Raw genomic sequence first — 18,727 nt, forward strand, 5'->3', positions numbered from 1 at the left:
TCGGGTCAGCTCTTCTCGAGCGCCCACAAGTCGCTTTCGATGCTCTCGAACCGGTCTTTCAGGTGAGATTGCACGTCGAAGATCGCCTTGTTGTAGAACAGCGGGCCGAACTCGCGCAGGAAGAAGTCCAGCGCCTCTTCGGCCTCGAAGGAACCGACGTCCAGCTCGAAGCGATCTTCGAGGAAACGCTGGATCGCCCGCGCCGCGCTCTGGCGCTGGGCGCCATCGAGCTCGAGGATCGTAGGCTTGTCCTTCTGGCGGGCCATGGCTTACCAGCGCCCGTCCCAGGCGGCGAAGTTCTGCAGCAGCTGCAGGCCGTGGGTATGGCTCTTCTCCGGGTGGAACTGCACGGCGAAGCGCGAGCCGTCAGCCAGGGCGGCGGCGAAATCGACGCCGTAATGGCCGCGACCGACCACCTGACGCGGGTTACCGGCCTGGATGTAATAGCTGTGCACGAAGTAGAAGCGTGCGCGGTCCGGGATGTCGTGCCACAGCGGGTGATCCACGCTCTGCGCCACTTCGTTCCAGCCCATGTGCGGCACCTTCAGGTGCTCGCCGTCCTCGTGCAGGTCCTTGCCGAAGAAACGCACCTTGCCGGGGAACAGGCCGATGCAGTCGACGCCGTCGTTCTCTTCGCTGTGCTCCAGCAGCGCCTGCATGCCGACGCAGATGCCGAGGAACGGGCGGTCCTGGCTGACCTCGCGCACCAGGCTGTCGAAGCCCAGGCGCTTGATCTCGGCCATGCAATCGCGGATCGCGCCGACGCCGGGGAACACCACGCGGTCCGCCTCACGGATCACGTTGGCATCGCTGGTCACCAGCACCCGGCCGGCGCCCACGCGCTCAAGCGCCTTGGCCACCGAGTGCAGGTTACCCATGCCGTAGTCGATGACGGCTACCGTCTGCATTACAGGCACCCTTTGGTGGACGGCATCTGGCCGGCCATGCGCTCGTCCAGCTCGATGGCCATGCGCAGCGCGCGGCCGAAGGCCTTGAACACCGTCTCGATCTGGTGGTGGGTGTTGTGCCCACGCAGATTGTCGATGTGCAGGGTGACGTTGGCGTGATTGACGAAGCCCTGGAAGAACTCCATGAACAGGTCGACATCGAAGCCACCGACGCTGGCGCGGGTGAACGGCACGTGCATCTGCAGGCCGGGACGGCCAGAGAAGTCGATGACCACGCGCGACAGCGCTTCGTCCAGCGGCACGTAGGCGTGGCCGTAGCGGCGAATGCCTTTCTTGTCGCCGATGGCCTTGGCGAAGGCCTGGCCGAGGGTGATGCCGATGTCTTCGACGGTATGGTGGTCGTCGATATGCAGGTCGCCCTTGCACTCTATGTCCAGGTCGATCAGGCCGTGGCGGGCGATCTGGTCCATCATGTGCTCGAGGAAGGGAACCCCGGTATCGAAGCGGGCCTTGCCCGTTCCATCCAGGTCGATGGAAACCTTGATCTGGGTTTCCAGGGTGTCGCGCGCGACGGATGCCTTGCGTTCGGCCATCACCAGCTCCACAGCTAACACTGCACGTAATTATAAGAAGGGGCGGCATTATAGGCGCGCCGGGCGCTGCGCGGCTATGGGCGGTGGTCGGCGCTGGCCGATAGTCCTACACTGCGCGGCTCGCCTTTCGAGGATTGCCCATGCCCGTCGTCGTCCAGCACCTGACCCAGCCCAGCGACCAGGACCGCCAGGACCTGCTGAAGATCTACGCCGACGCGCCACACTGGCTGCTGGCGCCCTTCGCCGACGCCCAGGAGCTGGTCACCCGCGGGCTCGCCGAAGGCCGGCTGTTCACCGGACGCTTCAACGACCGCCTGCTGGGCGCCGCCTGGATCGAGCGTGACAGCGACACCTGGCGGCTTTCCCGACTGTGCGTGCGCCAGGTCACCCGCCACCGCGGCGTCGCCCGGCGACTGCTGGAAGAGGCGCAGCGCCTGGCCGTCCTGCAGGGCGCCGCGCTGCGCCTGAACGCACCGGATGGCCAGCCCGACGCCAAGCGTTTTGCCGAGCACCTGGGCCTGACGCTGGAGCCCGCCTGAACCCCGAGCGCACAAGGAGACGTGCCATGCCATTCGATTCCACCGAACGCGACGCCCTGCTCGCCCTGAGAGGAGTCGGCCCCACCGTGCTGCAACGCCTGGAACAGATGGGCCTGGACAGCTTCGCCCGGCTGCGTGAAGCCAGCACCGAGGACATCCTCCAGCACGGCGCCGCGCTGACCGGCAGCCGTTGCTGGAAGAACAGCCCGCAGGCCCGCGCAACGATCGACGCCGTTCTGCGGCGCTCGCAGCAGGACTGAGCGCGCGAGGGAACCGCGCGGCGAGTCCCCGTTCAAACCCCGCAATACCCGAACCCGCCTTTCCGGGCTGGGGCGCTCCCGTGTCATTGGTATACTTTCCCGCTACTCCACTCGCCGCCTGAACAAGGACCCGTCCATGAAAGCGTTCGGCAAAATCATCGGCATCATTGCCCTGGTCCTGCTGCTGCTCATCGTCGCCGCCGGCTTCGTGCTGACCCATTTCTTCGATCCGAACGACTACAAGGACGAGATCCGCCAGCTCGCCCGGGACAAGGCCAACCTCGAACTGAACCTCAAGGGCGATATCGGCTGGAGCCTGTTCCCCTGGCTGGGCCTGGAGCTGCACGACACCAGCGTGGCCAGCCTGCAAGCCCCGGACAAACCCTTCGCCGATGCGCAATTGCTGGCGATGTCCGTTCGCGTGCTGCCCCTGCTGCGCAAGCAGGTGCAGATGAGCGACATCCGCGTCGAAGGACTGACCCTCACCCTGAACAAGGACAAGAATGGCGCCGGCAACTGGGAGAGCATCGGCAAGCCCGTCCAGCCTGCCACGCCCGCCAACGGCACGACACCGGCCGCCCAATCGGCACCCAGCGAACCGGCCAAGCCCGCCGCCAGCGAAGGCCACCAGGCGATGAAGCTGGACATCGACAGCCTGAGCGTGAAGAACGCCCGCATCGACTACGCCGACGCCCAGAGCGGCAAGAACTACAGTGTCGAAGGCATAGAGCTGAGCACCGGCGCCATCCGCGAAGGCAGCAACATCCCGGTGAAGCTCAGCGCCTACCTGGGCACCAACCAGCCGGTGATCCGCGCGCGCACCGAACTGACCGGCAACCTGCGCTTCGACCGCGCGCTCAAGCGCTACCAGCTCGAAGACGCCAAGCTGTCCGGTGAGGTCTCCGGCGATCCGTTCCAGGGCAAGACCGCCAACTACAGCGCCCAGGGCCAGCTGGTACTCGACCAGGCCGCTCAGGTCGCCGAATGGAACGGCCTGAAAGTCACCGTCAACCAGATGCGCGCGCTCGGCGAACTCAAGGCGCGCGAGTTGGACAAGGATCCCAAGTTCGACGGCGGCCTGTCGCTGGCGCCCTTCAACCTGCGCGAATTCCTCGAAGGCATCGGCCAGACCCTGCCGGAAATGGCCGACACCACCACCCTTACCAAGCTGGAGCTGGCCACTCGCGTGAGCGGCACCCGCAACAGCCTGACCCTGGGCGACATCAACCTGAAGCTGGACGACAGCGCCTTCAGCGGCAATCTCGGCATCGCCGACTTCGCCAAGCAGGCGATCCGTGCCCAACTGTCCGGCGACAGGCTGAACCTCGACCGCTACCTGCCGGCCAAGGTCAAGAAAGCCCAGGACGCCGCCAACAGCGCGCGCAAGGCGGAAGTCGCGAACACCGAACAGAGCGCCATCAAGGGTGACACCCCGCTGCCCAACCAACCGACCCAGCAGGCCTGGAGCGACGCACCGCTGCTGCCCATCGGCCGCCTGCGCACGCTGGACCTGGACGCCAACCTCAACCTTGGCCAACTGACCCTGGACAAGCTACCCATCGAGAACGCCGTGCTCAAGCTGCGCGGCCAGGGCGGTCTGCTCAACCTCGACGACCTGCGTGGCGAACTCTATGACGGCAAGTTCAACGCCACCGCCACCCTCGACGTACGCCAGGACGTACCGACCCTGACGGCGAAGAAACACATCGCCGACGTGCCGGTGGAGCGCCTGCTCGAGTCCCAGGGCCAGAAGCCGCCAGTGAAGGGCCTGCTGGACCTGGACGCCGACATCACCACCCAGGGCAATAGTCAGAAGGCCTGGATCGACAACCTCAACGGCACCGCGCGCTTCGTCCTGACCCAGGGCGTGCTGCTCAATGCCAACCTCGAACAGCAGCTGTGCCAGGGCATCGCCACCCTCAACCGCAAGTCGTTGACCGCCGACCATGGCGGCAAGGACACCCCGTTCCGCGAACTGCAGGGCAACCTGGTGTTCAAGAATGGCGTGGCCAGCAACCCCGACCTCAAGGCCAGCATCCCCGGCCTGACCGTCAAGGCCAACGGCGATCTCGACCTGCGCGTGCTGGGCATGGACTACCGCGTCGGCGTGACCATCGAAGGCGACAAGAGCGACATGCCCGACCCCGCCTGCGAAGTGAACAAGCGCTACGTCGGCATCGAATGGCCGCTGCGCTGCCGCGGCCCGCTGGAACTGGGCGCCAAGGCCTGCCGCCTGGACAAGGACGGCATCGGCAAGATCGCCGCACGTTTGGCCGGGGACCGGCTGAACCAGAAACTCGAAGAGAAGCTCGGCGACAAGGTCAGTCCCGAACTCAAAGACGCACTCAAAGGGCTGTTCAAGAAGTGACCCCAGAAAGCTTCAATTCGGCCGTGCTCGACTGGTTCGACACGCACGGCCGCCATGACCTGCCCTGGCAGCAGAACATCACGCCCTACCGGGTGTGGGTATCGGAAATCATGCTGCAGCAGACCCAGGTCAGCACCGTGATGGGCTACTACGACCGCTTCATGACGGCATTGCCAACGGTCGCAGACCTCGCCAGCGCAGCGGAAGACGAAGTGCTGCACCTGTGGACGGGCCTGGGCTATTACACCCGCGCCCGCAACCTGCACAAGACCGCCAAGACGGTGATGGAACAGCATGGCGGCGAGTTCCCTCGCGACGTCGAACAGCTCGCCGAGCTGCCCGGCATCGGCCGTTCCACCGCCGGCGCCATCGCCAGCATCTCCATGGGCTTGCGCGCGCCGATCCTCGACGGCAACGTCAAGCGCGTGCTGGCGCGCTATATCGCCTGCGACGGCTACCCGGGCGAGCCCAAGGTCGCCAGGCAGTTGTGGGACGCCGCCGAGCGCTTCACGCCGCAGGAGCGGGTCAACCACTACACCCAGGCGATGATGGACCTGGGTGCCACCCTCTGCACCCGCAGCAAGCCGAGCTGCCTGCTCTGCCCGCTGCGCGAGGGCTGTCGCGCGCACTTCCTCGGCCGCGAGACCGACTTCCCGGTGTCCAAGCCGCGCAAGGCGCTGCCGCAGAAGCGCACATTGATGCCGATCCTGGCCAACCGCGAGGGCGACATCCTGCTCTATCGCCGTCCGTCTACCGGCCTCTGGGGCGGTCTCTGGAGCTTCCCCGAACTGGACGACCTGGCCGCCCTCGACCCGCTGGCCCGGCGCCACGCCCTGCGCCTGGGCGAACGCCGCGAGCTGCCCGGCCTGACCCACACCTTCAGCCACTTCCAGCTGGCCATCGAGCCCTGGCTGGTGCGCGTCGAGGACGCAGCCCCCGCCGTGGCCGAGGCCGATTGGCTCTGGTATAACCTCGCCACCCCGCCGCGGCTCGGCCTTGCCGCCCCGGTGAAGAAGCTGCTCAAACGAGCCGCCGACGTGTTGAACGCAGGAGAAATGTCATGACCCGACTGGTGATGTGCCGCAAATACAAAGAAGAGCTGCCCGGCCTCGATCGCGCACCCTATCCCGGAGCCAAGGGCCAGGACATCTACGAGCACGTCTCGAAGAAGGCCTGGGACGAATGGCAGAAGCACCAGACCATGCTGATCAACGAGCGTCGCCTGAACATGATGAATGCCGAGGATCGCAAGTTCCTCACTGCCGAAATGGACAAGTACCTGTCCGGCGAGGAATACGCGCAGGCCGAGGGCTACGTCCCGCCCAGCGCGTAAGCTTCGGTATTATTTGAAAAATTTTTCGCGGCACGCTTGACACCCTTTCCGAAAACCCTTTTAATGCGCGCCACGTTGCCCAGGTAGCTCAGTTGGTAGAGCAGGGGATTGAAAATCCCCGTGTCGGCGGTTCGATTCCGTCCCTGGGCACCAAGCCTTCCGAAAGCCCCTGAAATCTCGCGATTTCAGGGGCTTTTTCGTTTCCGCCAATACAAGCCGGCACAAGTCACTCCCCCGCCCCCGCCGGCTCCCCCGATTCGTATCGAATGTTTGCCTGACTTCAGTGTCTACTGGCACATAGCACACCGATCTTTCAGAATCATGACCATCCGGGCGATTTTCACAGATCAGTGAGATACCCTCCGGGATTCGACGTTCGTAGCGGAGTGACTGTGCGCAAACTCATTAGCTGGTGGAATTCACGGGGCAACCTGGTTTCCCTCTCTGCTCTTTTCCTGCTGATTCCTCTGATCGGCCGCTACAGCCTTGGCTGGGGCACACCGCTGGGTTACCTGTCGGACCTCGCACTGGGCACCCTGCTCGTCATCGCACTGCACAATCGCCGGCTGTTCATCGCCATACCCGTGATGCTGATCTGGGCTCTCTCGGTGATCGGCACCGCCGAGCTGGTCAGCGCCGTGGGCCGAATGCCCGCGCCGGAAGACCTGCACTTCCTCGCCGACCCGACCTTCGTCGCCAACTCGACCGAAGGCGGCGGCCTCAACCACCTGCACCTGGCGATCCTCATCGGCGTCGCCATCCTGCTCTGTGCACTGCTCTGGCGCCGCCGCGAAGCGTCACTGCCGCGTTATGCCTATGTGGTGCCGGCGGCACTGCTGGCCGCCCACGCGGGCGTGCAGTACTTCCAACCCAGCGATGCGGAGATGTGGAAGCAGTTCAACCTGCCGCACCAGCTAGTCTCCCGCGCCGTCACTGGAGGCGAGATGGCCTACCAGGATTGGCGCGATCGTGGCTTGCCGGAAGTCCGCCCGGACGTCACCGGCCTGACCCAGCATGATCTCAACGGCACACCGCTGCTGGCCGGCCGCGGCCAGGCGAAGAACGTGCTGATCATCGCCATGGAAGGTATCCCGGGCGCCTACGTGGCCACCAACCGCGCCGCGCTGAGCAGCAGCTACGAAGAATCGATGATGCCGCGCCTGAGCACCTGGGCCGAGCGCGCCATGACCACCCCGGATTACGTGGTGCACAGCCACCAGACGATCCGCGGCCTCTACGCCATGCTTTGCGGCGACTACAGCAAGCTGGACAACGGCACGCCCAAGGGCGTCGAGCTGCTGGGCAACCCGACCCGCGCCGCCGAATGCCTTCCGGCACAGATGCACCAGGCCGGCTTCAGCACCCACTTCCTGCAGGGCGCAGGCCTGCGCTTCATGGCCAAGGACAAGGTCATGCCCGCCATGGGCTTCGACAAGACCCTGGGCCGCGACTGGTTCAAGAAGCAGCCCTATCTCGAATTCGCCTGGGGCATGGATGACAAGGCCTTCTTCGAAGGTGCGCTGGACTACCTCGGCCAGTTGCGCCAGAAGAAGCAGCCCTGGATGCTCACGCTGCTCACCGTCGGCACCCACCAGCCGTATTCGGCCACGCCGGAATACCTCGCCAAATACCCGACACCGCGCCAGGCAGCGGTCGCCTACCTCGACGACGCCGTCGATGCCTTCCTCAAGGGCCTGGAAGAGAAAGGCGTGCTCAAGGACACCCTGGTGATCGTGACCTCCGACGAATCCCACGGCATCGACAACGTGCGCCTTGCCTCGGCCTGGGGCCTGAACCTCATCCTTGCACCGGAACAGGCCGCGCTGCCGCCGGTGAAGGCTGGCGTCTACGGCCACGTCGACCTGGAATCCTCGGTCCTCGACTACTTCGCCATCAAGGCGCCGCAGGACATCGCCGGCCGTTCACTGTTCCGCGAATACACCACCGGCCGCGAAATGGTGTCGTTCACCAACGGCATGCAGCGCTACCACGATGGCAAGGGCAACTTCACCGAGTGCGACTTCCAGCAGGTCTGCCGGCGCTACCAGAGTGATGGCTTCATCGCCGACACCGCCAAGTTCGTCGGGCGCTTCAGCGGCCGCGATGCCCGCCTGATGACCGCGCGCGCGGACATCCTCGACCAGTCGGTGACCAAGGCGCAGTCGGCCCGCGAATATCAGTTTGCGACCAAGGAGCGCATCCGCCTGAAGCCGCAGATCGATAACGAGTACACCGACAACCTGATCGGCGCCCAGTACCTGGAATTCCCGGCCAACACCCACACCACCGTGAGCCTGAAAATCCGCGCCATCCAGATGGACGCCAATGGGGCGAAAGTGACACTCAAGACGCGCTCCTTCGAAAAACCGGTCCCCATCGAGATGCCGGAGTTCCCGCTGGTGAAACGCAACCAGCCGCTGGAAGTGACCTTCGGCTTCGACAACGAGGAAGCACGCAAGGCGTTTTCCTTCCACTTGCTCGCCGAGGGCAAGGGCGTCATCGAGATCACCGACTTCCACGTGCTGACCCAACCGCGCAAGTCGACGATCAACGCCACCGAAGCTGGCGGTACCAGCCTGGCCGACGCCAAACCTCTGCCGATCCCGCGCCTGTCCGGACACCCGAACCTGATGGCTAGCCAGCCACCGGAATCCCAGGACGACATCACCCCCGCCGAAGCGATCGAAGATCCGAGCCCGCAACTGCGGCAGATGATGCAGTGATGCCAACCGGCGGCCCCAGGGCCGCCGGACTTTTACTGGCCGGTCTAAACTGGCACTATCCCGCCCCCTCGCCATCCGCCGACGCCCTCATCCGGCGCAGCTAGTTCAGCCCAGGCGACAACGCCGAGCGGCAATGCGACAACTTGCCACTACAGCGGACGAGCGCGGCAGATGGGCGCTTGGCGCACCCCGGAGTGCGTGTTAGGTTGCCCCTCGCCAGGATGGCCCCGATTCTGCAGTGACCTGCTGCGAAAGCGTCCGAATAACAATAGAGGAGCCCCCTATGGCCACGGCCATACCCGCACTGGAAATCCGTAACCTGCACAAGCGTTACGGTGACCTGGAAGTGCTCAAAGGCATTTCCCTGACCGCCCGCGACGGCGATGTGATTTCCATTCTCGGCTCCTCCGGTTCCGGTAAATCCACGTTCCTGCGCTGCATCAACCTGCTCGAGAACCCGCACCAGGGCCAGATTCTGGTCGCCGGTGAAGAACTCAAGCTGAAGAAGACCAAGGACGGCTCGCTGGTCGCCTCGGACAACAAGCAGATCAACCGCCTGCGCAGCGAACTGGGCTTCGTCTTCCAGAACTTCAACCTCTGGCCGCACATGAGCATCCTCGACAACATCATCGAGGCCCCGCGTCGCGTGCTGGGCAAGACCCGCGCCGAAGCGACCGAGATCGCCGAGGCCCTGCTGGCCAAGGTTGGCATCTCCGACAAGCGCCACAGCTTCCCCGCGCAGCTTTCCGGCGGTCAGCAGCAACGCGCCGCCATCGCCCGTACCCTGGCGATGCAACCGAAGGTCATCCTCTTCGACGAACCGACGTCGGCACTGGACCCGGAAATGGTCCAGGAAGTGCTTAACGTTATCCGCGCGCTTGCCGACGAGGGTCGCACCATGCTGCTGGTGACCCATGAAATGAACTTTGCCCGCCAGGTATCCAGCGAGGTGGTGTTCCTCCACCAGGGCCTGGTAGAAGAGCAGGGACCGCCGCAGCAGGTATTTGACAACCCGCAATCGGCACGCTGTAAACAATTCATGTCCAGCCACCGCTAACGGAGCATCACTGCATGAACAACTATAAGAAGATCGTTCTGGCTATCGCGGCCACCTTCGCACTGGGGAGCCAGGCCATCGCCGCAGACAAACTGCGCATCGGCACCGAAGGCGCCTACCCGCCCTTCAACGGTATCGACGCCAGCGGCCAGGTCGTCGGTTTCGATATCGAGATCGGCAAGGCGCTGTGCGCCAAGATGAAGACCGAGTGCGACGTCGTCACCTCCGACTGGGACGGCATCATCCCGGCCCTGAACGCGAAGAAGTTCGACTTCATCGTCGCTTCCATGTCGATCACCGACGAACGCAAGCAGGCGGTTGATTTCACCAACCCCTATTACACCAACAAGCTGCAGTTCGTGGCGCCGAAGTCGACCGACTTCAAGACCGACAAGGGCTACCTGAAGGGCAAGGTGATCGGTGCACAGCGCGCGACCATCGCCGGCACCTGGCTTGAGGACAACATGTCCGACACCGTCACCATCAAGCTCTACGACACCCAGGAAAACGCCTACCTCGACCTGTCCTCGGGCCGCCTCGACGGCGTACTGGCCGACAAGTTCGTGCAGTACGACTGGCTGAAGAGCGACGCCGGCAAGGACTTCGAGTTCAAGGGCGAGCCGGTGTTCGACAACGACAAGATCGGCATCGCCGTGCGCAAGGGCGACCCCCTGCGCGACAAGCTGAACGCCGCTCTGAAGGAAATCGTCGACGACGGTACCTACAAGAAGATCAACGACAAGTACTTCCCCTTCAGCATCTACTGATGCACGTGCCGCGCCGCCCTCGCCGGGCGGCGCGCGCCTTCAGGCGTGACTCCCCATGATTTTCGACCTGCACGGCTTTGGCGATCAGCTGGTCGCCGGCACCTGGATGACGCTCAAGCTTTCGCTCGCCTCAGTCTGTCTGGGACTGATCCTGGGCCTGCTCGGCGCCGTCGCCAAGACCTCGAAGAACGGCTTCCTGCGCATGCTCGGCGGCTTCTACACCACCGTGGTGCGCGGCGTACCCGAGACACTCTGGGTATTGATGATCTACCTGGGCACGGTAACCGGCCTGAACGCCCTGGGCGGCCTGTTCGGCTACCCGGAATTCGCACTCTCGCCCTTCGCCGCAGGCACCTGTGCACTGGGTCTGTGCTTTGGCGCCTACGCCACCGAAGTCTTCCGCGGTGCACTGCTGGCCATCCCCAAGGGCCACCGCGAGGCAGGCCAGGCACTGGGGCTCTCCGCACCGCGCATCTTCTGGCGCGTCGTCCTGCCGCAAGTGTGGCGTGTGGCGCTGCCGGGACTGGGCAACCTCTACCTGATCCTGCTGAAGGACACTGCCCTGGTTTCCCTCATCAGCCTCGACGAAATCATGCGCAAGGCAGGTATCGCGTCGAACGCGACCAAGGAGCCTTTCACCTTCTACATGGCCGCCGCGCTGATCTACCTCGGACTGACCGTGTTCATCATGGCCGTCCTGCACTTCCTTGAACGCCGCGCAAGCCAGGGCTTCGTGAGGAACGAGCTATGACCGACTTCGAGCTGATCCTCAAATGGCTGCCCAAGATGCTCCAGGGCGCGCAGTTGACCCTCGAACTGCTTGCCATCGCAGTGGTGGCCGGCCTGGTCCTCGCACTGCCCATCGGCATCGCCCGCGCCTCGCGCCACTGGTACGTGCGGGCAGTGCCCTATGCCTACGTCTTCTTTTTCCGCGGCACTCCGCTGCTTCTGCAACTGGCGCTGGTCTACTACGGCCTGGCGCAGTTCGATAGCGTGCGCCAGGGCCCGCTGTGGCCGTATCTGCGTGATCCGTACTGGTGCGCACTGCTGGCCATGACCCTGCACACCGCAGCCTACATCGCCGAGATCCTGCGCGGTGCCATCCACGCCATCCCGGTGGGGGAAGTGGAGGCCGCCCGCGCGCTGGGCATGTCCCGTCGCCAGACACTGTTCCACATCATCCTGCCGCGCGCCGCGCGCATCGCGCTGCCGGCCTACAGCAATGAAGTGATCCTCATGCTCAAGGCCAGCGCTGTGGTGTACACCGTGACCCTGTTCGACATCATGGGCATGACCCGCACCATCATCGCGCGCACCTACGAGGCCATGCTGTTCTTCTGCCTTGCCGGCCTGTTCTACCTGGTCATCACCCTGGTGCTGACTCGCCTCTTCCGCCTGCTGGAACACTGGCTGAAGGTGGACTCCATGCAAGGCCGCTGACCGGTGCGCCAGTCGCCCACGGGGCCGCTATAATGCGTGCCCCGTGATTTTCCTCGCTTCGCATCGTGCTCCCGAACGCCCCACTCCTGACCGGCCCCAACCTCCTCCAGCGCTTCCTGGCACTGGATGGCTTCCTGCTGGAACACCAGATGCTCTGGCGGCCCAAACCCTTCACGGCGCTGGAGCTGCCCTGGGAGCGCGACCACCCCGAACTGGCCGCCTGGCTGCGTAGCCGAAGCCTTGACGACGCCGACGCGGCACACAACGCACCCGAGCGACTCGACGCCCCCGCGCCCTTCCCAGCCCTGGCTGCCAGGGCAGCGCAGCTGTCCATCGTCGGTGTACTGCCGGCCACACCGATCGGCAAGCTGCCGAACCTGCTGACCGTCGATGTTCCCGGTCGCAAATGGCAACAGATCGAAGCCTTCGCCAGCCGCCTGGATTTCGCCGAGGCGCCACAGCAGTGGCTCGACTGGTGCGCCGGAAAAGGCCATCTGGGCCGCCTGCTGGCCCGCGACGGCAAGCCGCTGCTGAGCCTGGAGTTCGACGGCGCACTGGTGAAGGACGGCCAACGCCTGAGTGACCGGCTTCAGCTTCAGGCCCGACATTGCCAGCAGGATGTGCTGGCAGCGGACGCCCATGAGCACCTGCAAGCCGGCCACACCGCCGTCGCCCTGCACGCTTGCGGCGACCTGCATGTACGCCTGCTGCAGTTGGCCAGCACCCAAGGATGTCGCCAGCTCGCGGTGGCGCCCTGCTGCTACAACCGCATCGCCAGCGATCACTACCAGCCGCTTTCGCACATTGCGCAGCGCTCCAACCTCGTACTCTCCCGGGACGACCTGCGCCTGCCACTGGCCGAAACCGTGACAGCCGGCGCCCGCGTGCGCCGACAGCGCGACACCTCGATGGCCCGGCGACTGGCATTCGACCAGCTGCAACGGCAAATCCGCGACAGCGCTGAGTATCTTCCCCTCCCCTCCGTAGCGCCGACCTGGCTGGACAAGCCATTCGCCGACTACTGCCGCGACCTCGCTGCGCTCAAGGGGCTGGCCCTTCCCGCCGACGTCGATTGGCAGCAACTGGAAGCCAGGGGTTGGCAACGCCTGGCCCAGGTTCGCAATCTCGAACTGGTGCGCGGACTGTTCCGTCGCCCCATGGAGCTCTGGTTACTGCTCGACCGCGCGTTATTCCTCGAGGAACAGGGCTATCGCGCCACCCTGGGCGCCTTTTGCGCCACCCGGATGACACCTCGCAACCTGCTGTTGCTGGCCGAACGCACCTGAGACGGGCGTTCCAGCGCTTCGCCCACAGAGCCTGTGGATAACTCTGTTCGTAACCCTGGAAAAACACGCCCTTCCCTACCATCCAGACCGTCTCGGCACGATCTGCTCACTTTCTGATCACTCAAACTTAATCTTTAAAAAACAATCAGTTACGTGACTTCGTGATTGATATCACACCTCATATGCGATTTTCGCTCTAGATCGACGTCCGTTGTGCATAAAGGTCCGGAAGGTCGTAGGAAATCTGCCATACCTGTTGCCTTTCCTGCTCCAATAACGCTTCGTCGAACGGATTGTTGCGCAATCGCGACAATCGAGTCTTTGTCAATTACTGCCTAGGCAGTATCATTTCGAAACATTTCACTGCCTAAGCAGCTATCTGTTTTGACATGAATCATTACAACGTCGCGGATTTTCCGTTCAAAGGCTCCATTGGTCAGTTGCTGGGCGCGACGGCGATCCTCAAGGACCGCCTGATGGACAAGCATCTCGCCCACCTGGACATCACCGCCGCGCAGTTCAAGGTGCTCTTCTTCGTTGGCCAGGGTCGCGCCAACACGCCAGCCGAGCTGTGCCGCGAGTTGTCCATCGACAGCGGATCCATGACCCGCATGCTCGATCGCCTCGCACGCAAGGACCTGCTGCTCCGCGAGCCCTGCCAGAACGACCGACGCAGTGTGCGTCTGAGCCTCAGCCCGGCCGGACAGGCGGTGAACGACGAGGCTCCGAGCATCGCCGCCGCCGCCATGAACGAGCTGGTCGGCGGCCTCTCCCGCGACGAACTGCAGACTCTTACCGGCCTGCTCGACAAGATCCTGCGCGCCCACGGCGCCGCGGCGCACTGCGCGGCGCAGGAGAAATGACGATGAACCACCTCCGCATCGCCCTGCTGCCGGCCACCGTGTTCGCCGCTGCGCTGGGACTCTCCGGCTGCGTCAGCTATTCGGGCCTGGATACCAGCGCTAAGGCCGTCGATCCCGCCAGCCTGAAGGCCGGCGTCAGCCTCGACGGCACCCCGCTTTCCCCCGCCGCCTGGCCCAACGAACACTGGTGGACCAGCCTGGGCGACCCGCAGCTGGACAACCTGATCGGCGAGGCCCTGCGTGGCACCCCGGACCTGGATATCGCCAGCGCCCGCGCCCGCCAGGCCATCGCCGCCGCCCAGGCCCAGGACGCCGCTCGCCTGCCCAGCGTGAAGGGCACCGCCAGCTACGCCGGCATCCGCGCACCGGAAAGCGTCCTGCCGGCGCCGACTGGCGGCCGCTACTCGGCGGTGAAGTACCTGTCGATGAGCTTCAGCTACGACCTCGACCTCTGGGGCGGCCAGCGCGATGCCTGGGAAGCCGCCCTCGGCCAGGCCAACGCCGCCGAAGTCGACCGCCAGGCGGCTGCCATCACCCTCTCGACCAATGTCGCCCGCGCGTATAGCGAGCTGGCCCATGCCTTCGTCGCCCGCGACCTGGCCCAGGACGAACTGGATCGTTCGCAGCATCTCTTCCAGCTCAGCCAGAAACGCATGGACGCCGGCCTCGACAGCAAGGTCCAGTTGCAGCAGACGCAGTCCCAGGTCGCCAGCGCCAAGCAGCAACTGGCCGCCGCGGAACAGGAGATCGCCAGCGACCGTATCGCCCTCGCCGTCCTCCTCGGCCAGGGCCCGGATCGCGGCCAGGACCTGCAACGTCCGCAGGTCCTCAAGCCCGGCGCGCTGAGCCTGCCGTCGAACCTGCCGGCCGAGCTGCTGGGCCGCCGCCCGGACATCGTCGCCGCACGGTGGCGGGTCGAGGCCGCGTCGAAAAGCATCGATTCGGCGAAGACCGAGTTCTATCCCAACGTGAACCTGGGGGCGATGGTCGGTCTTGCCGCCCTGCATACCAGCGACGTGCTGAAGGCACCGAGCCGGTTCTTCCAGATCGCCCCGGCGATTTCCCTGCCGATCTTCGACGGCGGCCGCTTGCGCGCCAACCTCGCAGGAAAGGACGCCGACTACGACCTGGCCGTCGCCCAGTACAACAAGACCCTGGTCAACGCCCTCGGCGAGGTCACCGACGATCTCGGAAAGCTGCGCTCCCTGGAGCAGCAGATCAATGACCAGCGCGATGCCCGTGACATCGCCAAATCCAACTTCGACCTGGCCATGCGCCGTTACGGCGAAGGTGTCGGCAACTACCTCGACGCCCTCAGCGTGCAGCAACAGCTGCTCCTCGCCGAACGCCAGCTGGCCAGCCTGGACGCCCAGCGCATCGACCTCTCGGTGCAACTGGTCCAGGCCCTGGGCGGTGGCTACCAGCCCGACACCACTTCCACTTCCGCCCCGCTCGCCCAGGCGAACGCGGCCGCCGCGCACTGAACGAGGCACCTGACATGAGCACCGCGACCCAAGACACCCCGAACAGCAACCCCAAGCGCAAGCGCTGGCTGCTGATCCTGCTCGCCGTCGTCATCCTGGCCGGCCTCGCCAGCGTCGCCTGGGAAGTCGTCTACGGCCGCTGGCACGAAGACACCGACGATGCCTACGTGAACGGCAACGTCGTGCAGATCACCCCGCAGATCACCGGCACCGTGGTCAGCATCGGCGCCGATGACGGCGACCTGGTACAGAAAGGCCAGGTACTGGTGAAGTTCGACCCCAGCGATGCCGACATCGCCCTGCAACAGGCCGAAGCCAACCTCGCGCGCACCGTGCGCCAGGTGCGCGGTCTGTTCAGCAACGTCGATGGCTACAAGGCCGACGTGGCCGCGAAGAAGGTCGCCCTGGCCAAGGCCGAGGCCGACTTCAAGCGCCGCCAGAACCTCGCCAACGACGGCGCCATCTCCCAGGAAGAACTGGCCCACGCCCGCGACGCCCTGGACACCGCGCGCAGCTCGCTGACCAATTCCGAGCAGCAGCTGGACACCAACCGCGCGCTGGTGGACGACACCGTGATCGCCTCGCACCCGGACGTCAAAGCCGCCGCCGCCAAACTGCGCCAGGCCTACCTGGACGACGCCCGCGCGGTGATCATCGCGCCGGTTACCGGCTACGTCGCCAAGCGCACCGTGCAGGTCGGCCAGCGTGTGCAGCCGGGTGCCGCGTTGATGGCGGTGATCCCGCTGGACCAGGTGTGGATCGACGCCAATTTCAAGGAAACCCAACTCAAGCACATGCGCATCGGCCAGCCGGTAGAAATCCGCTCCGACCTCTACGGCAGCGAAGTGAAGTACTCCGGCACCGTAGACAGCCTCGGCGTCGGCACCGGCAGCGCCTTCTCCCTGCTGCCGGCGCAGAACGCCACCGGCAACTGGATCAAGATCGTCCAGCGCGTGCCGGTACGTATCCGCATCAACGCCGAGGAACTGGCGAAGAACCCGCTACGCATCGGTCTGTCCATGGACGTCAACGTCAGCCTGCACGACCAGAGCGGCCCGGCGCTGGCCCAGCAACCGCCGCACGAAGCGGTGTTCTCCACGGACGTGTACCAGGAACAACTGGCTTCGGCGGACCAACTGATCGAGAAGCTGATCCAGGCCAACCTGGCCGACGCCAACCACAGCACCGCGCAGCGCTGATCCGACCGCCGTCATGAGCCAGCCCAACAGCAGCAGTTTCAGCCCACCCAGCCTGGTCATGGCCACCATTGGCCTGTCACTGGCGACCTTCATGCAGGTGCTGGACACCACCATCGCCAACGTCGCCCTGCCGACCATCTCCGGCAACCTCGGGGTGAGTTCCGAGCAAGGCACCTGGGTCATCACCTCCTTCGCGGTAAGCAACGCCATCGCCCTGCCGCTCACCGGCTGGCTCAGCCGCAAGGTCGGCGAGGTGCGCCTGTTCATCGCCGCCACCCTGCTCTTCGTGATCGCCTCGTTCCTCTGCGGCGTCGCCCAGCAGATGGGCATGCTGGTGGGCTTCCGTGCCATCCAGGGCTTCGTCGCCGGGCCGCTCTACCCGATCACCCAGACCCTGTTGATCTCCATCTATCCCCCGGCAAAAAGGGGGATGGCACTGGCACTGCTGGCGATGGTCACGGTGGTGGCGCCCATCGCCGGGCCCATCCTCGGCGGCTGGATCACCGACAGCTACAGCTGGCCGTGGATCTTCTTCATCAACGTACCCATCGGCCTGTTCGCCGCGATGGTCGTCTACCAGCAGCTGCGCGCCCGCCCGGTGGTGATCAAGCACGCGCCCATGGACTACATGGGGCTGGCGATGCTGGTGATTGGCGTCGGTGCCCTGCAGATCGTCCTCGACAAAGGCAACGACCTGGACTGGTTCGAGTCCGGCTTCATCATCGGCGGCACGGTGATCGCCGTGATTGCCCTGGCGGTCTTCGTGATCTGGGAGCTGACCGACAAGCACCCGATCGTCAACCTGCGACTGTTCGTGCACCGAAACTTCACGGTGGGCACCCTCGCACTGGTCGGTGGCTATGCCGGCTTCTTCGGCATGAACCTGCTGCTGCCGCAGTGGCTGCAGACGCAGATGGGCTACACCGCGACGTGGGCGGGCCTGGCAGCGGCACCGATCGGTATCCTGCCGGTATTTCTATCGCCACTCGTCGGACGCTACGCGAACCATTTCGATCTTCGCCTGCTTGCCGGCCTGGCCTTCCTGGCAATGGCGGCGACCTGCTTCATGCGCGCCGACTTCACCACCGAAGTCGACTACCTGCACATCGCCCTGGTGCAGATGTTCATGGGCCTGGGCGTGGCGTTCTTCTTCATGCCGATCCTGAGCATCCTGCTCTCCGACCTGCCACCGGACCAGATCGCCGACGGCTCGGGCCTGGCGACCTTCCTGCGGACCCTGGCCGGCAGCTTTGCCGCATCCCTCACCACCTGGATCTGGAACCGCCGCGCGACCATGCACCACGCCTACCTGACCGAGAACCTCAGCCAGTACGACCCGGCCACCCGCGCCACCGTCGAGCAACTGGGCGGCCCCGGCCAGCACAGCGCAGCACTGCTGGAACGCATGGTGGAAAGCCAGGCCTACATGATCAGCACCATCGACTACTTCACCCTCCTCGGCTGGCTGTTCCTCGCCATGCTGGTGGTCATCTGCCTGGCCAAGCCCCCCTTCGGCGCCAAGCCCGGCGCAGCGGCTGCAGGAGGACACTGACAGAAACTGCGGATCATTCTGACAAATCAGTGGTTTACACACCGGTCGCCGTGGCTATAATGGCGCCCCTCCTTGCCGGTATAGCTCAGCTGGTAGAGCAACTGACTTGTAATCAGTAGGTCCCGGGTTCGACTCCTGGTGCCGGCACCATCTTCAAAAAAGGCTCGCAGTCAAGCGGGCCTTTTTCTTTTTCCGCCTCAGAATCAAGACGACATCAGTTCGCCATCTCTGTACGCGGAACAGGAATTTCCCCTACGCTGCAGGGAACGCGCGGCGCAGCTAGATGTCGAAGCGAGCTCACGCGGCCCCCTCAAATTGATTCCTAGTCGACACTATGAGTCTCACGCCTCATTGT

18 protein-coding genes and 2 tRNA genes are annotated in these 18,727 nt (G+C 64.7%); 17 read left to right on the forward strand and 3 right to left on the reverse strand.

The genetic code is table 11. From position 1 onward, the window contains the following. Positions 1-5: 5 nt before the first annotated feature. Genes AC1ZV1_RS27950 through hisB form a run of 3 tightly spaced genes read right to left on the reverse strand, consistent with a single transcriptional unit; the run spans position 6 to position 1,501 of the window. Positions 6-266 carry a DUF2164 domain-containing protein gene (locus tag AC1ZV1_RS27950; RefSeq protein ID WP_484294598.1) on the reverse strand — a complete coding sequence of 87 codons (261 nt, stop codon included), beginning with the start codon at positions 264-266 and terminating at the stop codon, positions 6-8. A 3-nt stretch (positions 267-269) separates the two neighbouring features. Continuing rightward, entirely contained in the window at positions 270-908 is a 639-nt protein-coding gene (gene hisH / locus AC1ZV1_RS27955; RefSeq protein WP_484294599.1) for an imidazole glycerol phosphate synthase subunit HisH, read from the reverse strand. Next, positions 908-1,501: an imidazoleglycerol-phosphate dehydratase HisB gene (gene hisB / locus AC1ZV1_RS27960; protein ID WP_015479330.1), complete on the reverse strand. Its 594-nt coding sequence runs from the start codon at positions 1,499-1,501 to the stop codon at positions 908-910. Before hisB ends, hisH begins: the two co-directional genes overlap by 1 nt. A gap of 140 nt (positions 1,502-1,641) precedes the next feature. Here hisB and panM point away from each other — a divergent pair, with 140 nt between their 5' ends. From panM to AC1ZV1_RS28045, 17 genes are all read left to right on the forward strand, one after another. Beyond that, positions 1,642-2,040: an aspartate 1-decarboxylase autocleavage activator PanM gene (panM, locus tag AC1ZV1_RS27965; protein ID WP_484294600.1), complete on the forward strand. Its 399-nt coding sequence runs from the start codon at positions 1,642-1,644 to the stop codon at positions 2,038-2,040. Positions 2,041-2,066: 26 nt separating this feature from the next. Continuing rightward, positions 2,067-2,300, forward strand: a complete 234-nt coding sequence (locus AC1ZV1_RS27970) for a helix-hairpin-helix domain-containing protein (RefSeq protein ID WP_484294601.1) — start codon at positions 2,067-2,069, stop codon at positions 2,298-2,300. A gap of 136 nt (positions 2,301-2,436) precedes the next feature. Then, entirely contained in the window at positions 2,437-4,668 is a 2,232-nt protein-coding gene (locus AC1ZV1_RS27975; RefSeq protein WP_484294602.1) for an AsmA family protein, read from the forward strand. Further along, complete coding sequence (gene mutY, locus AC1ZV1_RS27980) at positions 4,665-5,732, forward strand: A/G-specific adenine glycosylase (protein ID WP_484294603.1); 1,068 nt, start codon at positions 4,665-4,667, stop codon at positions 5,730-5,732. The genes AC1ZV1_RS27975 and mutY overlap by 4 nt, the downstream gene beginning before the upstream one ends. After that, complete coding sequence (locus AC1ZV1_RS27985) at positions 5,729-6,001, forward strand: oxidative damage protection protein (RefSeq protein ID WP_484294604.1); 273 nt, start codon at positions 5,729-5,731, stop codon at positions 5,999-6,001. The genes mutY and AC1ZV1_RS27985 overlap by 4 nt, the downstream gene beginning before the upstream one ends. Positions 6,002-6,078: 77 nt before the next feature. Continuing rightward, positions 6,079-6,154 (forward strand) — tRNA-Phe (locus AC1ZV1_RS27990). A gap of 239 nt (positions 6,155-6,393) precedes the next feature. Further along, on the forward strand, positions 6,394-8,724 hold the full coding sequence (locus tag AC1ZV1_RS27995) for an LTA synthase family protein (protein ID WP_484294605.1): 2,331 nt from the start codon (positions 6,394-6,396) through the stop codon (positions 8,722-8,724). Positions 8,725-9,007: 283 nt separating this feature from the next. Further along, positions 9,008-9,781: an ABC transporter ATP-binding protein gene (locus AC1ZV1_RS28000; RefSeq protein WP_192433090.1), complete on the forward strand. Its 774-nt coding sequence runs from the start codon at positions 9,008-9,010 to the stop codon at positions 9,779-9,781. Between the two features lie 14 nt (positions 9,782-9,795). Further along, positions 9,796-10,548, forward strand: coding sequence for an ABC transporter substrate-binding protein (locus AC1ZV1_RS28005; protein WP_138523706.1), 753 nt, complete (start codon positions 9,796-9,798; stop codon positions 10,546-10,548). Positions 10,549-10,603: 55 nt separating this feature from the next. Beyond that, a complete protein-coding gene (locus AC1ZV1_RS28010) occupies positions 10,604-11,299 on the forward strand; it encodes an ABC transporter permease (RefSeq protein WP_484294606.1) in 696 nt (231 codons plus the stop codon). Continuing rightward, positions 11,296-11,988, forward strand: coding sequence for an ABC transporter permease (locus AC1ZV1_RS28015; RefSeq protein WP_484294607.1), 693 nt, complete (start codon positions 11,296-11,298; stop codon positions 11,986-11,988). The genes AC1ZV1_RS28010 and AC1ZV1_RS28015 overlap by 4 nt, the downstream gene beginning before the upstream one ends. 65 nt (positions 11,989-12,053) lie before the next feature. Next, positions 12,054-13,274 (forward strand): methyltransferase, encoded by a 1,221-nt coding sequence (locus tag AC1ZV1_RS28020; RefSeq protein WP_484294608.1) that lies wholly within the window; start codon positions 12,054-12,056, stop codon positions 13,272-13,274. 389 nt (positions 13,275-13,663) lie between these two features. Then, positions 13,664-14,137, forward strand: a complete 474-nt coding sequence (locus AC1ZV1_RS28025) for a MarR family winged helix-turn-helix transcriptional regulator (RefSeq protein ID WP_484294609.1) — start codon at positions 13,664-13,666, stop codon at positions 14,135-14,137. Continuing rightward, on the forward strand, positions 14,134-15,621 hold the full coding sequence (locus tag AC1ZV1_RS28030) for an efflux transporter outer membrane subunit (protein ID WP_484294610.1): 1,488 nt from the start codon (positions 14,134-14,136) through the stop codon (positions 15,619-15,621). Before AC1ZV1_RS28025 ends, AC1ZV1_RS28030 begins: the two co-directional genes overlap by 4 nt. A gap of 14 nt (positions 15,622-15,635) precedes the next feature. Next, entirely contained in the window at positions 15,636-16,820 is a 1,185-nt protein-coding gene (locus AC1ZV1_RS28035; protein ID WP_484294611.1) for an EmrA/EmrK family multidrug efflux transporter periplasmic adaptor subunit, read from the forward strand. 13 nt (positions 16,821-16,833) lie between these two features. After that, positions 16,834-18,372, forward strand: a complete 1,539-nt coding sequence (locus AC1ZV1_RS28040; RefSeq protein ID WP_484294612.1) for a DHA2 family efflux MFS transporter permease subunit — start codon at positions 16,834-16,836, stop codon at positions 18,370-18,372. 74 nt (positions 18,373-18,446) lie between these two features. Then, positions 18,447-18,522: transfer RNA gene (locus AC1ZV1_RS28045), tRNA-Thr, on the forward strand. The last annotated feature ends 205 nt before the right edge of the window (positions 18,523-18,727 follow it).

The sequence above is a fragment of the Pseudomonas sp. BB438 genome (assembly GCF_057180225.1).

What these genes read in the sequence shown, in the direction of transcription:
- panM (WP_484294600.1), top strand. Translation starts at nt 1,642, where the DNA reads ATGCCCGTCGTCGTCCAGCACCTGACCCAGCCCAGCGACCAGGACCGC.
- AC1ZV1_RS28000 (WP_192433090.1), top strand. Translation starts at nt 9,008, where the DNA reads ATGGCCACGGCCATACCCGCACTGGAAATCCGTAACCTGCACAAGCGT.
- AC1ZV1_RS28005 (WP_138523706.1), top strand. Translation starts at nt 9,796, where the DNA reads ATGAACAACTATAAGAAGATCGTTCTGGCTATCGCGGCCACCTTCGCA.
- hisB (WP_015479330.1), bottom strand. Translation starts at nt 1,501, where the DNA reads ATGGCCGAACGCAAGGCATCCGTCGCGCGCGACACCCTGGAAACCCAG.
- AC1ZV1_RS27985 (WP_484294604.1), top strand. Translation starts at nt 5,729, where the DNA reads ATGACCCGACTGGTGATGTGCCGCAAATACAAAGAAGAGCTGCCCGGC.
- AC1ZV1_RS27970 (WP_484294601.1), top strand. Translation starts at nt 2,067, where the DNA reads ATGCCATTCGATTCCACCGAACGCGACGCCCTGCTCGCCCTGAGAGGA.
- AC1ZV1_RS28030 (WP_484294610.1), top strand. Translation starts at nt 14,134, where the DNA reads ATGACGATGAACCACCTCCGCATCGCCCTGCTGCCGGCCACCGTGTTC.
- AC1ZV1_RS27950 (WP_484294598.1), bottom strand. Translation starts at nt 266, where the DNA reads ATGGCCCGCCAGAAGGACAAGCCTACGATCCTCGAGCTCGATGGCGCC.
- AC1ZV1_RS28025 (WP_484294609.1), top strand. Translation starts at nt 13,664, where the DNA reads ATGAATCATTACAACGTCGCGGATTTTCCGTTCAAAGGCTCCATTGGT.
- hisH (WP_484294599.1), bottom strand. Translation starts at nt 908, where the DNA reads ATGCAGACGGTAGCCGTCATCGACTACGGCATGGGTAACCTGCACTCG.
- AC1ZV1_RS28040 (WP_484294612.1), top strand. Translation starts at nt 16,834, where the DNA reads ATGAGCCAGCCCAACAGCAGCAGTTTCAGCCCACCCAGCCTGGTCATG.
- AC1ZV1_RS28015 (WP_484294607.1), top strand. Translation starts at nt 11,296, where the DNA reads ATGACCGACTTCGAGCTGATCCTCAAATGGCTGCCCAAGATGCTCCAG.
- AC1ZV1_RS28010 (WP_484294606.1), top strand. Translation starts at nt 10,604, where the DNA reads ATGATTTTCGACCTGCACGGCTTTGGCGATCAGCTGGTCGCCGGCACC.
- AC1ZV1_RS27975 (WP_484294602.1), top strand. Translation starts at nt 2,437, where the DNA reads ATGAAAGCGTTCGGCAAAATCATCGGCATCATTGCCCTGGTCCTGCTG.
- AC1ZV1_RS28035 (WP_484294611.1), top strand. Translation starts at nt 15,636, where the DNA reads ATGAGCACCGCGACCCAAGACACCCCGAACAGCAACCCCAAGCGCAAG.